The following is a 13,387-nucleotide window of genomic DNA, read 5'->3' as shown; positions in this document are numbered from 1 at the left end:
TTCTCTTGAAGAGGAAATCCGAGTGAAAGGGCTCCCACGTTCGATTGCTACCGCATTCTTGCTCCTGCTGGTGACAGGGTGTTTGCCGGAACAGTCGGAACAAGTGCGTCCACTTCCGGCACCACCAGTAGAACGACCAGTGGCCAATCTCCCGCCCCAGCTTCATCAACGCAACTGGACTGGCAGGCTCAATCAAGGCAGCTGCGTCCACGCTTCACTGGTCAATCATCTGCGTTGGCTCAACGAGTACGAACTCGGCGAGCGATGGCGGGCGACCTACAGCGATGGCGAGTGGGACACGCGGCTGCGAAACCGACTCGATGCAGCGGACATTGACTACAGCTACACCGTTAAAGCCGATCCGCGATTTCTGGACTGGGCCAACGCCACTCGTCGCGGCGCGATTCTGTGGTGGAAGCCCGCCCACTGCTGCACCTTCGTTGGCTGGGTTGAACGCAACGGCCAGCAATACGCCGCGATTCTCGACAACAACTATCCGGGCCGGTTTGAACTCACGCCACGTGAACAATTCGTACGCCTCTGGGCGGGCTACGGGGGCTTTGCCCTAACCGTTATGGAAGACCCCGCCAGTTCCCTGCCCTATCGAAGCTATGAGGTCATTGATGAAGGATGAAATTCGGATCCGACTGAGCGCCGGTCTGATCGTTGTCGCGGTGCTGCATGCGGTTATGCTTGCAGCCGTGTTTACCGCGCTGCATCGAACGCCAAAGCCACAAGTGAGCGACGAGTGGCGGCTTCCGACAGCGCGACCCGCTCCGCAGGTTGGGCGGCAAATTGAGAAGCTGCCTGAACCGGCCCACGTGAATCTGGAAGCACAAGGCGAGCTCAAGCAGCAATCCGGCTATTGCCCGCCGTCATGTCCGCCCGTTGTGCGGCCCACCATTCGGCCCTATCACGTCGTTCCCGCCAGACCGGTCGTCCAGCCCGCAACTCCGTCGCCAACGACCGTGCCCGCACCGACCGTTCCTGCGCCGATTTTTGTCACGCCGACAAATGCCAACGACAACGCGGTCCCACAGCCATCCCCGAAGCGATACCAGATCGCCTTGTTTATCGGCAACGACGCGAAGAGCCAACAGTTGTTGGAATGGTTTAACAAGGACGCAAAGCTCTCGAAACTCCGAAAGAGCTGTGAATTCCAGGTCTACACCGAGAGCAACGCCCTCTACAAAACTCGCTTTGCGGACATCGTGCCGGCAAGCCAGTTCCCCGTCGTTCTTTTCCAGGATTCAAGCGGAGGTCACGTTCATGCAGCCGGCTACACGATGTTGCCATCGACTCCGGCGGAACTGTACGACGATTTGCGACACGGATACGAACTCTATCAGCAGACTCGCCAAGCCCAGAAAACTGGAGCTCTCAAATCGCGAGGCTATTCTTGGGATTCGGCGATCTCGCCAACGCTTCAACTCTCTCCTGAAGACTGTCCGGACGGCTATTGTCCGATCGAACCGACCGAGCCCACGTGGCGGCCCTTCGATCGGGACCGTGATCGCGAGCCACTCTTCGACCGCGATTCTGACGGGCGCAACGCACTGATTTGGGCCGGCGCCGGCGAATTGGCGACGCTCGCATTGATTGTCGTTGCGATCATTCTACTCGGATTCATTCTCATCAAGCGAGGCATGTAAGGCTCATGATTCTTGGAATTGCAACCGTTGTCGTCCTGGTTCTCGTTGCTGTGGCCTTATTGCCTGCTAAGAAACGCGACCGAGACGGCGGCAACCTCAACTTCACCCAGCCGCTTGTGCGGCCGACCAGCTTCCGACAGCAGCAGCTTAACGAAGAGGCCGAGGCGATCGCCGACGAATATCAACGTCGGGCCGACGAGGCGTGGCGTGAAGAGCTGGGCGAAAAGGCAGCAACACTGCTTAAGTCGAAGCCAGCAACCACATCAAGGTCCGCCAAATCGTGAGCGACCTGCTGCAACGCGGTCAGGCCTGGCTGTCTGACAAGCTGACCAAGCACGCATCTCGATTAGTGACTTATCAACGCGATGAGTTATCCGTCGAATTGCCAGCCACGATCGGAAAGTCGGAATACGAACAGGACGATGGCGAGGGAATCATCACGCGAGCCCAAGTCCGTGACTTTCTGATCAACTCCAAAGACCTGCTTGGCAGCTTCATCGGTACCTGGCCACGACGCGGCGATCGCATCCTCGAAACCGACGGAGACACGACGTTCGTTTACGAACTGATGTCGATCGGCAATGAACCACCGTGGCGATACAGCGACCCTTTCCGCGTCAAACTTCGCATTCACACCAAACTGGTCGACACGATTGTTGATGGTGATTAGGCGATGTTTGAACGAGATACGTGGGGCACCGCAAAACTCAAATGATGAGCGCAATGCCACTGTTGCAATTGAAGCCACTGCTCCCGGTTTAACCGCCCGAGCATCGGATAGGTCTCAACGAATTTGGTGTCGGGCTGCATTAGGGTATCGCAAAGTTCATAAAAGCGATTTGCACAGGAATCTTCATCAAGATTTGCGGAGGGCTGAATCTCCTTTGGAGCCTTTCCACGCAATTTCGACGGCTTCCCAACACGCAACGTGCGGCTGAACATTACTCGAAACAGTGGCCGCAAAAGAACAGGGAACGTGAACTCAGCACCGGTGAGCGTCATCTGCAACGAAAGATTCAGGTGATCGAGAATCTGGGCAAGACTCCATTGCCCGCTCAACTCATTGCCAACTTGACGCAAGTGACGAACGTCCTCACAAGCGGCGTTCAAATTGGGGAAGCACAGATCCATTCGTCTTTGAGGCATTCAGAGTTCTCTTTCCATGTTTCCGGTAACAGGTCAATGCAGAATGTAAGCGGCAGATTGGCCGTCAACGATAGTATCCGCAATACCGATCGGATAGGGCGACCTTGTTAAGTCCCGAGAGTATGTTCATTGGCAGACTTCAGTGTCAAGGAAACGGATCGGTGGCCCGAGTGGACATGTGAATCTTCAAATCTACGCAACCCGAAACAAAATGAACTGGATCTCCCTAATAGGACCGTAAGGAAGCTGAGATAGCCAGCGGTCGCATCCTCTGCAATCCGATCATCTCCCTGCGAGTTAAACTCCGCGTCCAAACAAGAATGGTCGACACCGACATATGACTGCAACCACTACTGCCACACCTGCCACCGTCATTCAAATTGCTGACAGCGTCGTCGCTGAAATCAATGCCGGCGAGTTCTCAAAGAAAAACCTCGCTGCACAACGATTGTATGTTCCCAACTTCGATCTCGAAGACATGAAGGAGCTGCGAGTTACCGTGGTGCCACGTGAGGTCGAATACTTGCCGCTCGATCGAGTCAGCAACAAGTTTCACGCGACGATCGATGTTGCAATTCAGAAGAAGTTTAGCAAGGGCGATGCCAAAGAAATCGACCCGCTGGTGTTCTTCGTCGAGGAAATCGCCGACTACTTCCGACTCAAACGACTCAATTCTTTTGTCGCCGCACGGTGTGTGAAGGTCGAAAACGCTGTCCTGTACTCCACCGAACACTGGACGCAGTTCAATCAGTTTACGAGTTTACTGACGTTGACGTTTGAGCTCGCCAAGTGATCCAGATTCGGACGCGTGTTCGTTTCGATCAAGCGAAAGTCCAGAAGAAAGTTCAAGCCGCCAACTTCCGCTCGCTTGGTCATGCCGCCGCAACCATTCGGATAACCGCGAAGCGATCGATCCGTAAACGGAAGAAGCCGTCGAGCCCCGGTTCGCCACCGCACACGCAGACGGGAATGCTTCGCCGCGTGATTCGCTACGAGGTGAATCGGGACCGCGAAGAGGCAGTAATAGGACCGGTCAACGAAATCGCTGGTCGCCTGTGGAACCTACACGAGTTCGGCGGTGTTGTCACAAAGCGACGCCAACTGAAGCGTCACCGTTTCCGGGTCGGCCAGCACGGTCCGATCCGCAAGACAACTCCGGGCAAATTTGTTCGCACGCTTTTGCAGACCGCCGCTCAAGCCAATCGTGCCACACGATTGGTCGAAGAAGAAAACGAACGCCGTGGTGCGAACAAGCCGCGACGTTATCCCAAACGTCCATTCATGAAACCGGCCCTGCAATCCAACCAATCACGTCTACCCAAGTTCTGGCGTGATTCCGTCAAGTAAATCAAGAGAAGGTCGATATGTCAGCAGAAGTAGTCCTCGGTCTCGACGCCGTCCTCACCATCGATGGTGCCGAAATCAAGAACGTCAAAGACTTGACGGTCAATCTTGAAAAAGCCGAAGCGGATGCCAGCACTCGTGACAACAACGGTTGGCGAGCCACCGTGGGCACACTCAAGGATGCCTCGATCGAGTTCACCGTCCTCAATAAAAATGGCGACACCTCGTTCTCGATGCTTCAGACGCTCTGGAGCAGTGGCACGCCCTGTGATATCGACATCAGTGACGTCGGCGGTTCACTCACACTGACCTGCGAAGTCATGACCTTCAACGTCAATCAAAACCTCGAAGAGGTCGTCTCGGCCGACGTGACGCTCAAGCCCACTCAATCCGCGACCGGTAACGGTATCAACGTCCCTGTCGGTAGTGGAACCTAAACGCCGTTCTTGGTTCGTCTCGCTTTCTCGCTGCTCACTATTTGTAGTTTCCCATGCAGAAATTCATTGATCGTCGCGGCCGGGTGTGGATCGTCGATATCGACAACACCACGCTTCGCCGCGTGAAAGCACTCACCGACGTTCGCTTGTTAGACGCCATCGATGGCGATCTGATCACACAGTTGTCCAGCGACCCGCTACTGTTGGGCGACGTCCTGTTCGCGATCTGCAAACCGCAAGCCGATCAACAAGACGTCGATGACGAGGCATTTGCTGAAGGGCTGGCCGGCGACGCAATCGATGAAGCTTGCAAAGCGGTCGTCGATGCGTTGGTGGCGTACTTCCCGGAGTCGCGTCGCCGTCTCCTGCGGAAGGCGGCCGACAAACAGCGGATGATCGAGACTCGGGGATTGGAAGCGATCGAGAGAAGGTTGGACGACCCGAAGTTGCTGGACACGCTTCTCAGCGACCTCGAACAGAAACTCGGGGTTCCGATGTCGAGCGAATCGTCGTCGAACTCGCGGGAGTCGTCGGAGTCGACCCCGGACCACTCACCCTCCGCCAACTGATGCAAATGGCCGACGCTCGACGACGGCACGATTGGAACATCGCATCGAGTGTCATGGCACTGACCGCCGAAATCAACCGCGATCGTCGGCGTCGTCGCAAGCCATTCAAGCCCGATGATTTCAACCCCTACACGGCAACTAAATACGTGCCTGCACGCGCAACCGTCGAGCAGCTTGCCACTCTTCTCGGTGCGGTGTTCACGCCTTCTAGCCACTCGCTTCTAGCAACTAGCCACTCCCCATGTCCCAAGTCCGAGCCGGAGCCGCCTACGTCGAACTGCTGACTAAGGATGCAGCATTCGTGAAAGGTCTGCGATCGGCTCAGAAGCGATTGGAATCATTCGGTGCATCGACGCGGTTGCTCGGCACCAAACTGATGGGGCTCGGCGCGGCTGCGGCAGCTCCTTTGGGCGGCAGCGTTGCCATCTTCTCCAACTTCGACGACGCCATGCGCGGTGTCGCCGCAATCACGCAGGCGACGGAAACGCAGCTGGAGTCGCTACGCAATACCGCCAAGAAGCTCGGGGCAACGACCAGCTATTCCGCAAACGAAGTCGCATCGCTGATGACGGAACTCGGCCGCGCCGGCTTCAAACCGGAGCAAATCGAGCGAATGACTTCCGCGGTGATGAACATGGCTCGAGCGACCGGCACCGACGCCACGCAAGCCTCCGGCATCATGGCGGCAACGATCCGCCAGTTCAGCATGGAAGCGGGCGAAGCAACACGGGTTGCCGATGGTCTGACCGCCGCAGCGAACAAATCGTTCAACACCGTGGAGTCACTTGGTGAAGCCCTGGCATACGCCGGTCCCGTTGCCGCCGATGCCAACATGAGCTTCGAAGAGACGTTGGCAATCCTCGGCACGCTCGGCAACATGGGCATCCAGGGCTCCTCGGCCGGTAACGCGATGCGTCGGCTTCTGACAATCAGCGCGGCGGAGTCCGAAAAGTTTCAAGCCGTTTTCGGTGTGGCAACCAAGGATGCCAAGGGAAACGCCCGCTCGCTGGTCGACATTTTGGGTGAAGTCGCGGCGGCCACAGCGAACATGGGGACGGCCGAGAAAGCGGAAAAGCTCAACGAAGTCTTCGGTTTGCTGGGCATTACGGCCGCAAGTTCCATCGGTAAATCCGTGGCCGACACTCGCGAGCTTTACCAAGAACTGCAAAAGGCCGGCGGAATCGCCGCGAAGACGTCCGAGGAAATGGAGGGCGGTCTGGGCGGCGCGTTCCGGATCCTCAAATCATCGATCGAAGGAGTCGCCATCGCAATCGGCGAATCGCTCGAAGGCAGCGTCACCAACATGGTCAATGCTTTTAGCCGCGCGGCCTCGGGAGTGATCGAGTGGATCAACAAGAATCAAAAGATTGTCAAGATTGCGGCGGCAAGTGCGGTCGCCATCATCGGGATCGGCGCCGCGTTGTTTACGCTTGGCTCGTTTGCTGCTGCCGCATCCTTCGCGGTCGGAGGCTTGGCCAGCATCTTCAGCTTCATCGGTGCCTCCATCGGAGTGATTGTCAGTGCCGTCGGGATGTTGTTCACGCCACTGGGGCTGGTCGTTGCGGCGATCGCGGCTCTCGGTGGCTATTTCTTGTATTCGACCGGTATCGCTGGCAAGGCGATCGAGTATCTGGGCAGTGTCTTTGAAGTCCTCAAAGCGGAAACGTTGGCCGCCTTCGGTGCAATCGCCAATGCGTTGGCGGCTGGCGACATCACCGCGGCCACCGACGTGCTCTGGTCGTATCTGAAACTCCAGTGGATCAAGGGCACCACCTTCCTACAAACCAAATGGGCCGAGTTCACTCAGTACATCGCGGATGTCTGGGCGGACTCGGCCTATTCCATTGGTGACGTACTGATCGGTGCATTGTCCGGCCTGGCCGGTGTGTGGAATGACACGCTCGGATTCATGGCCGATGGGTGGACGATTCTGACTTCCGCCGTCCAAAAAGGCTGGAACAATACGATCGGCTTCCTGAAGAAAGGATTCCTCAAGCTTCACGAACTCGTCGACATCGCCGGCGACGTATCGGTGCAAATTGGTGGCGTGCTCATCAACGCATTGGCCGGAGTTGAGAATGCATGGGTCGAAACCGTTGACTACCTGGCCGACACCTGGACCGTGTTTGTAGGCCAAGTGAAGTCGATGTGGAACTCAACGGTCGGCTTCCTCAAGAAGGCCTGGATCAAACTCAAATCACTGTTCGACGACGATATCAATGTCGACGTTGAGATGGCGAAGATCGACGCAGACACTCGAGCGGCCGAAGCGGCTGAGCAACAACGTCGCAATCAAGCGATTATCGAGCGGCAACAACGACGGTCGAAACGCAAGCAGCAGATCGAAGCCAACCGCATCGAGATGCAGAAAGGCATCGCGTCACAGCTGGAAGCACGGCGCAAGGCTCGTGAAGGCCGTGATCTAGACGCCGAGATGCGAGCCATCGACGCGGAGACCGACGCCAAGAACTCAGTCGTCAACCAGTCCAAAGAACGGCAATTCAAGGAAAACGACTCCGCTCAGTCCCGACGTCAGCAAATGATCGACGACACCACGTCCGGCGTCCAAGCCACCCTGGACCAGATGCGGGCCGAGTCGAAGGCGGCACGTGAGGCAGCGAGAGCCAACGAACTCGGTGATCGCGGGCGGGAGCAAGAGGAGAAGATTGCTGCTGCACACGCAGAGTTCGAGGCAGCCGTCGAGCGAGCGAACAACGCGACCGCACCCTCTGATCGCGCTGATGAACTTGGCGTCCCTGCCGGCCTCGCCGAACCACCGAAATCGCCCGCGTTGCCAAAGCCGATGGAGCCCGGTGACGTCGACATCCCGCCGGTGGATCTGCCTGGCATCGATGATCCCGAACTGCAGCCGCCGAATCCGAACGACTTGAAGCTCGGAATCGAGTCGGACGTCCAAAAATCAATGGATCGATTCGCGGCCGGTCCCGACAACACGACCCAAGTCGAATCAGCGGGTAACTTTGATTCGCGAGGCCTGGGCCTTGGCAGCAGTGCGAGAAAATTGGAACCTCTGAAACTGAATCCAATCGAACCGCTGGACAAGGAGGTAATTGAGGCACCTCAGCTAATCATTCCGAGGGAAGAAAACCCAGTCGATGATGGCATCGCTGATATCGAACCGGAGATTGAAGAAAACACCCTGGATGTTGAAGCCATCAACGAAGCTTTTGCCACCGTTCGTCAGTCGTTGGCTGAATTCGACCTAGCACGCAGCGGTGCAACGTCTCGTTTGCAGCTTCCTGCTTCCTCAGGCGATGGCATCACCGAGGACATGAAACGAGCGATCATCTCCACTGCGGAGAATACGCGTCGGTTGGTCGAGCGATCAAAGTCCGGAGGGTTGGTGTTTAGCTGATGAGCTTTTCAGCCGGTGGATACAACTTCGAAATAGCGGCGCTTTCCGAAAAGGCATCGCGTGGCAAATCGCACTCGGACTTCGTCGCCTATGTGGCGACCGATGGCGGCGAAGTCGATCCATCGGCCGCTGCCAACGCAGCTCATGGCTACTACAAATCCAACTTCCCGGACCTGATTCCGCACCTGCAGATCGACGCAGAGTTCATCAACGCCAAACACGCGTTGGTCAGCGTCACGATTAATAAGACCAAACTCGATCCGGTCTCGTTCAACACGACCGGCGCAACCACACACCTCAATCAATCGCTCGGCACTCGGGGCATCTATCCCGCGCCCGGCAAGATCGCTCCGATTTACCAGGGTGCCATCGGGGTCAGTGACTCCGGCGTCGAAGGCGTCGACGTGACCGTGCCGGCATTCGAGTTCTCGGTGCGGAAGAAGTTTGAATGGGTTTCGACCGACTATTTGCTGGCCATTGTAGCGATGACTGGCCGCACGAACTCAACCGACTGGTCCATCTTCGCACCCGGCGAAGCCTTGTTTCTCGGCGGTGAGGGCGGCGAAGACGATCAGAACTGGGTCGACATTACCTATCACTTCGCCGCACGCCCGAATCAACCGGCGTTGTCCGTCGGTGCGATCTCAGGAATCAGCAAACGGGGCTGGGACTACCTCTGGGTCCGGCACGACGAAGAGGTCGTCGGCGATCGCGTGCTCCGCCGTCCGGCCGCAGCCTACGTTGAACAAGTCTATCCGGAGGGCAATTTTAACGCGCTGGGCATCAACTGATGACACGACGAGTTCGCCCCGGCGATCAGTTCAACATCTCGGCCACCGAGTACAACCGGCTGTTGGCGGCGGCCGATGCACTGCACAAGAATCGACTGCCCGGTGGCGGCGGACCGCGGACTCATATGCAGAACGCGGCGACCGTCCGCGTTCACAACAAGTCCGCTGGGGTCGTTCCGATCGGCGGCATCGTCGGTTTTGAATCACCGATCACCGATCCGGAAGCTGGCCCCGTTGAACTGGCACGCTTCGTCCGCGACGCCACGATTGAAACAACGCCACCTACCGAAAACGAACACACCGGCCGCTTTGGAGTCGCCATCGAGCCGATCCGCGAAGTCGAGGTCGGCCGAGTTGTTTTCGACGGCATCGTCGCCGCCCAAGTCGACATCCGCCAAACCTGGCACCGTTTTGCCGACGTAGCCGAATCGGGCGGTGATACGTTGCAATCCAAGCCCGACGGATCAGCCCAGATCCTCTGGCGGAAAGACTTCAACGCGACGGGGCTGCAGTGGGCGGTGGTCCGCGTCGGCCGCCCCGCCGATCCGGTCTTTATGGTGAAGGTTCCCACCGGCGGCATCACAGCCCGCCGCGGAGTGCAAACCGGCGCGGCCGATTGTGACCTGTTCGAACTCAACACCGAAGGCGAAATCACACCGGTCGTCGACCCCGCCGGCGCGACCGTCCGCATCACGGCTCGTAATCATTCATCACAGCGCATCCGTGGACCAATCGAAGGCACCGGTGAAGACCAATACCTCGTCGTCACGTTCGACGGTCGCCACTCCTGGGTCATCGACCCGCCAAAGCAGACGCTTTTATGCAAACCGACCAAGCGACTCAAAGCGAAATCTTGGGGCACCGCCCGCGAACTTCGATTTGATGGTTCGCAGTGGCGACCGATCGGCGTCAAAGTATCGGTTTACAACGTCTGCGACTACGCGTTGCTGGCGTCGCAGCAGATCATTTGTCACTTCCACGAAGATACAGGCGACTATGTAACGATCGGATGCCGATGCTGTGACGGCAGCAGCTCGTCTAGTTCATCATCATCGGACAGCTCATCATCGAGCGATTCGTCTTCGTCCAGTTCATCGTCTTCATCATCCAGCAGCCCCTCGAGCAGCTCATCCTCGAGTAGCAGCTCGCTGAGCAGTTCGAGCTCAAGTAGTCTCTCATCGAATTCCAGCAGTTCGCTTTCGTCGTCATCCAGCTCCGCATCAAGCAAATCCAGCAGCCCCAGTTCATCGAGTCTGTCGTCGACCTCAAGCGACTCATCACTCTCCAGTAAGTCATCGTCGACTGCGAGCAGCACGTCATCAGACAGTTCTAGCGCGGACGCCAGTAGCAGCGATTCGGCCAGCTCAGCGAGCGACTCGATCTCGGAAAGCAAATCCAAACCATCTGAGTCATCCTTGTCTGGTTCGGCTTCCAGCCGATCAACCAGCGACAGTTCGCAATCCGATTCGGATTCAATTTCGAGCGAGTCGCAAAGTGATTCCGAAGGCTCCGCCTCGGACCAAAGCGATGACAGCGGTTCGCCACCCGACGAGAGCGACTCCGGATCACGTCACCGGTCGACCTCAGCCAGCGATCACTCGGCGTCGTCCGCAGGCAGCGGAAGTGCGAGCTCGAGCCAAAGCACAAGCACCAGCGAATCCGAATCAACCAGCGACAATTCCGAATCGGCATCCGATGATTCCGACTCCAAGACATCGCAATCCGACGCCTCCGATTCAGCCAACCCGCCCAGCACGTTCGACGGTTCGTCCTTCGCCCCCAGCGATAGTCAAAGCGGACCGCCGCACGATTCACGATCCGACGACAGCGCCACGCCATCGGTCGACGACTCCGACTTCGACTTCGACGCCAGCAGCGACTCCCGCGACGAAAGCGATTCTAACGAGCCAAGCGGCAGCCGCGATGAAAGCCACGATCCCTCTGTCGATGATCCATCCGTCGACAGTCGATCCGAAGTCGACTCAACCGACGAACCGTCACACACCAGCAGCGAAGGATCGAGCGAGCCGTGCAACAGCACTTGGGTTTGGTCTTGCGGTTGGGAGCTAGTCGACAGCGATTGCGAAGATCCCGGCGAACCGCCATCAAGCAGCGGAGCCTATGACGGCGAAGTCGCGGGGATGACCGCATGATCCACTGTCCGCATCTGACCAACGACAACGTTTGCAAAGTCGCCTCGGGCATGGCGGGCTGCCCAGCCAAAGTCACACCCGCCGCGTGCAACGCGTGTCAGAACGAATCCAACCCGCGAGCGATCAACGTCGTCACGATCGGGATGGCACTGGTCAACAAGAAACGCCGCAAGCAAGACACGCGGGAACTGCACGCGATGCTCCGCAGTTATCTGCCCGATCGCGAGCCCGAACCGACAACACTCAAGATCGCCGACTACCGCCCCGGTCCCGGCAACGAACTCAAGAAGATGCTCGCTTGGTTCGCTCGGCCGACCGACTCCTGCAACTGCGACACCCGCGCCGACACGATGAACGACTGGGGCGTCGAAGGCTGTTTGCAGAACATCGAAACGATCACAGATTGGTTACTTGAAGAAGCCGAAGCACGAGGCCTACCCCATGGAAGATTCACCCGCACCATCGCCAAGTCACTCGTCACCACTGCCATTCGAAGGTTCCAGAAAAAGTTCCCCGATGGCGCACCCGAACCAGACGACGATGATCACGCGTGACCGCAGCATCGTCGAACGATCCTTCCTAATGAACCTCGATCGTCGAGAAGACCGACTCAAAGAGTGGCTGCAGCAACTCCCGGATCCCTGGCCGTTCCCCCAACCCGAACGCTTCGCCGCGATCGACGGCCGCCGCTGCGCAACACCTCCCCAGTGGAAAGCTGGCAACGGGGCTTGGGGTTGTTACCGATCACACTGCCTGATTCTGGAAAAGTGCCTCATTGAAGGAATCGATTCCTACGTGGTCTTCGAAGACGACGCGGGATTCGGCGACGACTTCTGCGAGCGGTTGCAGGAATTCATCGCGGAACTGCCAGCCGACTGGGGCATGGCGTATCTCGGTGGCCAACACCTCTATGCCGGTAAGAATCCGCCGCACAAGGTCAGCGAACACGTCTATCGTCCGTACAACGTGAATCGCACGCACGCGTTCATGGTGCGAGGACGTAACGCAATGAAGACGTTGTATCGCCATTTGACCTGGAACGATTGGCATTCCAAGCATCACATCGACCATCACCTCGGTCGGCTGATCCAGCGTCGCTACCAGGCTCTAGTTCAAGGAAATAATGTCCAGAAGGAATCCATCGCGGTCTACACGCCGGATCGCTGGCTCGTTGGACAACTGCCGACCAAATCGAATATCTGCGGTCGCAAGTGGAGTCAAACACGGTTCTTCAACGATGCAAAGAATGCGGATCACTCCGACGCACCGTTCTTTGCCGTGCTTGGCCCGCACCGCGCCGGCACGTCATGCGTCGCCATGGTGATGCATCACCTGGGTGTTCACATGGGCAACCAACTCGGTGGCTACGAAGCGACCGGAGGCGGCGAAGCAGTCGGACTGGCACAGCTTTGTGAAAAGGTGATGCGGTTCCCTGCAACGGACCCGAATGTCAGCGATATTCAACTGACGCAAATGCTCAAGTCGTGGATTGTCAGTCGCAAATCTGAAGCCAACCGCGACAAGACTGTGTCGGGAGCGAAGTATCCGCACTTGTGTCGATTCGTGAATCACCTTCACGCCGGACTTGGCGATTCACTGCGAATCATCTCCGTCGAACGAGACATCGAAGCGTCGATTCGTTCGCTGCAAAACCGTAGCGAGAAACATCGTGGCCAATGGTTCGCGGCGAACGATGAGGAGTGCGAGGTTTTGCAACGCAGTCTCCGCGACCACCGAGACAATTTTATCGCGGAACATCCCGACGTGCCGGTGTTCCGAATCGAGTTCGCCGAGTTGGTGACGTATCCCGAGGAAGTGATCGGCAATCTGATCGAGTTCCTCGGAATCACGCCGACTCCGGGTGAAATCCAGTCGGCGATCGAACACGTCAATCCTGATCTCCGGAAGTTTGGGTAAGC

14 protein-coding genes are annotated in these 13,387 nt (G+C 57.6%); 13 read left to right on the top strand and 1 reads right to left on the bottom strand.

Going from position 1 to position 13,387, the window contains the following annotated elements:
* The first annotated feature begins 22 nt into the window (after positions 1 to 22).
* The 4 genes from NB063_RS08655 to NB063_RS08640 are packed head-to-tail and all read left to right on the top strand — an operon-like array spanning position 23 to position 2,322.
* The gene (locus NB063_RS08655) at positions 23 to 634 is read left to right on the top strand and encodes a hypothetical protein (protein ID WP_250928345.1); all 612 of its coding nucleotides are present in this window, start codon (positions 23 to 25) and stop codon (positions 632 to 634) included.
* Positions 624 to 1,652, top strand: coding sequence for a hypothetical protein (locus NB063_RS08650; RefSeq protein WP_250928344.1), 1,029 nt, complete (start codon positions 624 to 626; stop codon positions 1,650 to 1,652). Before NB063_RS08655 ends, NB063_RS08650 begins: the two co-directional genes overlap by 11 nt.
* Positions 1,653 to 1,657: 5 nt before the next feature.
* Positions 1,658 to 1,936, top strand: coding sequence for a hypothetical protein (locus NB063_RS08645; protein ID WP_250928343.1), 279 nt, complete (start codon positions 1,658 to 1,660; stop codon positions 1,934 to 1,936).
* Entirely contained in the window at positions 1,933 to 2,322 is a 390-nt protein-coding gene (locus tag NB063_RS08640) for a hypothetical protein (protein ID WP_250928342.1), read from the top strand. The genes NB063_RS08645 and NB063_RS08640 overlap by 4 nt, the downstream gene beginning before the upstream one ends.
* Here the strand turns inward: NB063_RS08640 and NB063_RS08635 are convergent.
* The gene (locus tag NB063_RS08635) at positions 2,319 to 2,798 is read right to left on the bottom strand and encodes a DUF1569 domain-containing protein (protein ID WP_250928341.1); all 480 of its coding nucleotides are present in this window, start codon (positions 2,796 to 2,798) and stop codon (positions 2,319 to 2,321) included. The genes NB063_RS08640 and NB063_RS08635 overlap by 4 nt on opposite strands.
* 337 nt (positions 2,799 to 3,135) lie before the next feature.
* Between NB063_RS08635 and NB063_RS08630 the strand changes: the two genes are divergently transcribed.
* The 9 genes from NB063_RS08630 (at position 3,136) to NB063_RS08590 (ending at position 13,385) form a co-directional block, all read left to right on the top strand.
* A complete protein-coding gene (locus NB063_RS08630; RefSeq protein ID WP_250928340.1) occupies positions 3,136 to 3,591 on the top strand; it encodes a hypothetical protein in 456 nt (151 codons plus the stop codon).
* On the top strand, positions 3,588 to 4,145 hold the full coding sequence (locus tag NB063_RS08625) for a hypothetical protein (protein ID WP_250928339.1): 558 nt from the start codon (positions 3,588 to 3,590) through the stop codon (positions 4,143 to 4,145). The genes NB063_RS08630 and NB063_RS08625 overlap by 4 nt, the downstream gene beginning before the upstream one ends.
* Before the next feature lie 17 nt (positions 4,146 to 4,162).
* The gene (locus tag NB063_RS08620; protein ID WP_250928338.1) at positions 4,163 to 4,579 is read left to right on the top strand and encodes a phage tail tube protein; all 417 of its coding nucleotides are present in this window, start codon (positions 4,163 to 4,165) and stop codon (positions 4,577 to 4,579) included.
* Positions 4,580 to 4,632: 53 nt separating this feature from the next.
* Positions 4,633 to 5,148: a hypothetical protein gene (locus tag NB063_RS08615; protein ID WP_250928337.1), complete on the top strand. Its 516-nt coding sequence runs from the start codon at positions 4,633 to 4,635 to the stop codon at positions 5,146 to 5,148.
* A 241-nt stretch (positions 5,149 to 5,389) separates the two neighbouring features.
* Positions 5,390 to 8,524: a phage tail tape measure protein gene (locus tag NB063_RS08610; RefSeq protein WP_250928336.1), complete on the top strand. Its 3,135-nt coding sequence runs from the start codon at positions 5,390 to 5,392 to the stop codon at positions 8,522 to 8,524.
* Positions 8,524 to 9,315, top strand: a complete 792-nt coding sequence (locus tag NB063_RS08605) for a hypothetical protein (RefSeq protein WP_250928335.1) — start codon at positions 8,524 to 8,526, stop codon at positions 9,313 to 9,315. The genes NB063_RS08610 and NB063_RS08605 overlap by 1 nt, the downstream gene beginning before the upstream one ends.
* Complete coding sequence (locus NB063_RS08600) at positions 9,315 to 11,468, top strand: hypothetical protein (protein WP_250928334.1); 2,154 nt, start codon at positions 9,315 to 9,317, stop codon at positions 11,466 to 11,468. Before NB063_RS08605 ends, NB063_RS08600 begins: the two co-directional genes overlap by 1 nt.
* Positions 11,465 to 12,022, top strand: coding sequence for a hypothetical protein (locus NB063_RS08595; RefSeq protein ID WP_250928333.1), 558 nt, complete (start codon positions 11,465 to 11,467; stop codon positions 12,020 to 12,022). The genes NB063_RS08600 and NB063_RS08595 overlap by 4 nt, the downstream gene beginning before the upstream one ends.
* A complete protein-coding gene (locus NB063_RS08590) occupies positions 11,985 to 13,385 on the top strand; it encodes a glycosyltransferase family 25 protein (protein ID WP_250928332.1) in 1,401 nt (466 codons plus the stop codon). Before NB063_RS08595 ends, NB063_RS08590 begins: the two co-directional genes overlap by 38 nt.
* Positions 13,386 to 13,387: the final 2 nt, after the last annotated feature.

This window comes from Aporhodopirellula aestuarii, from assembly GCF_023701485.1.
Lineage (GTDB): Bacteria > Planctomycetota > Planctomycetia > Pirellulales > Pirellulaceae > Rhodopirellula > Rhodopirellula aestuarii.
The sequence above is the reverse complement of the archived record's forward strand: the minus strand, read 5'-3'. Positions and strand labels throughout refer to the sequence as shown.

Coding starts and splice junctions, on each gene's coding strand:
- NB063_RS08635 (WP_250928341.1), bottom strand. CDS start 2,798: ATGCCTCAAAGACGAATGGATCTGTGCTTCCCCAATTTGAACGCCGCT.
- NB063_RS08600 (WP_250928334.1), top strand. CDS start 9,315: ATGACACGACGAGTTCGCCCCGGCGATCAGTTCAACATCTCGGCCACC.
- NB063_RS08595 (WP_250928333.1), top strand. CDS start 11,465: ATGATCCACTGTCCGCATCTGACCAACGACAACGTTTGCAAAGTCGCC.
- NB063_RS08650 (WP_250928344.1), top strand. CDS start 624: ATGAAGGATGAAATTCGGATCCGACTGAGCGCCGGTCTGATCGTTGTC.
- NB063_RS08620 (WP_250928338.1), top strand. CDS start 4,163: ATGTCAGCAGAAGTAGTCCTCGGTCTCGACGCCGTCCTCACCATCGAT.
- NB063_RS08605 (WP_250928335.1), top strand. CDS start 8,524: ATGAGCTTTTCAGCCGGTGGATACAACTTCGAAATAGCGGCGCTTTCC.
- NB063_RS08590 (WP_250928332.1), top strand. CDS start 11,985: ATGGCGCACCCGAACCAGACGACGATGATCACGCGTGACCGCAGCATC.
- NB063_RS08610 (WP_250928336.1), top strand. CDS start 5,390: ATGTCCCAAGTCCGAGCCGGAGCCGCCTACGTCGAACTGCTGACTAAG.
- NB063_RS08645 (WP_250928343.1), top strand. CDS start 1,658: ATGATTCTTGGAATTGCAACCGTTGTCGTCCTGGTTCTCGTTGCTGTG.
- NB063_RS08615 (WP_250928337.1), top strand. CDS start 4,633: ATGCAGAAATTCATTGATCGTCGCGGCCGGGTGTGGATCGTCGATATC.
- NB063_RS08630 (WP_250928340.1), top strand. CDS start 3,136: ATGACTGCAACCACTACTGCCACACCTGCCACCGTCATTCAAATTGCT.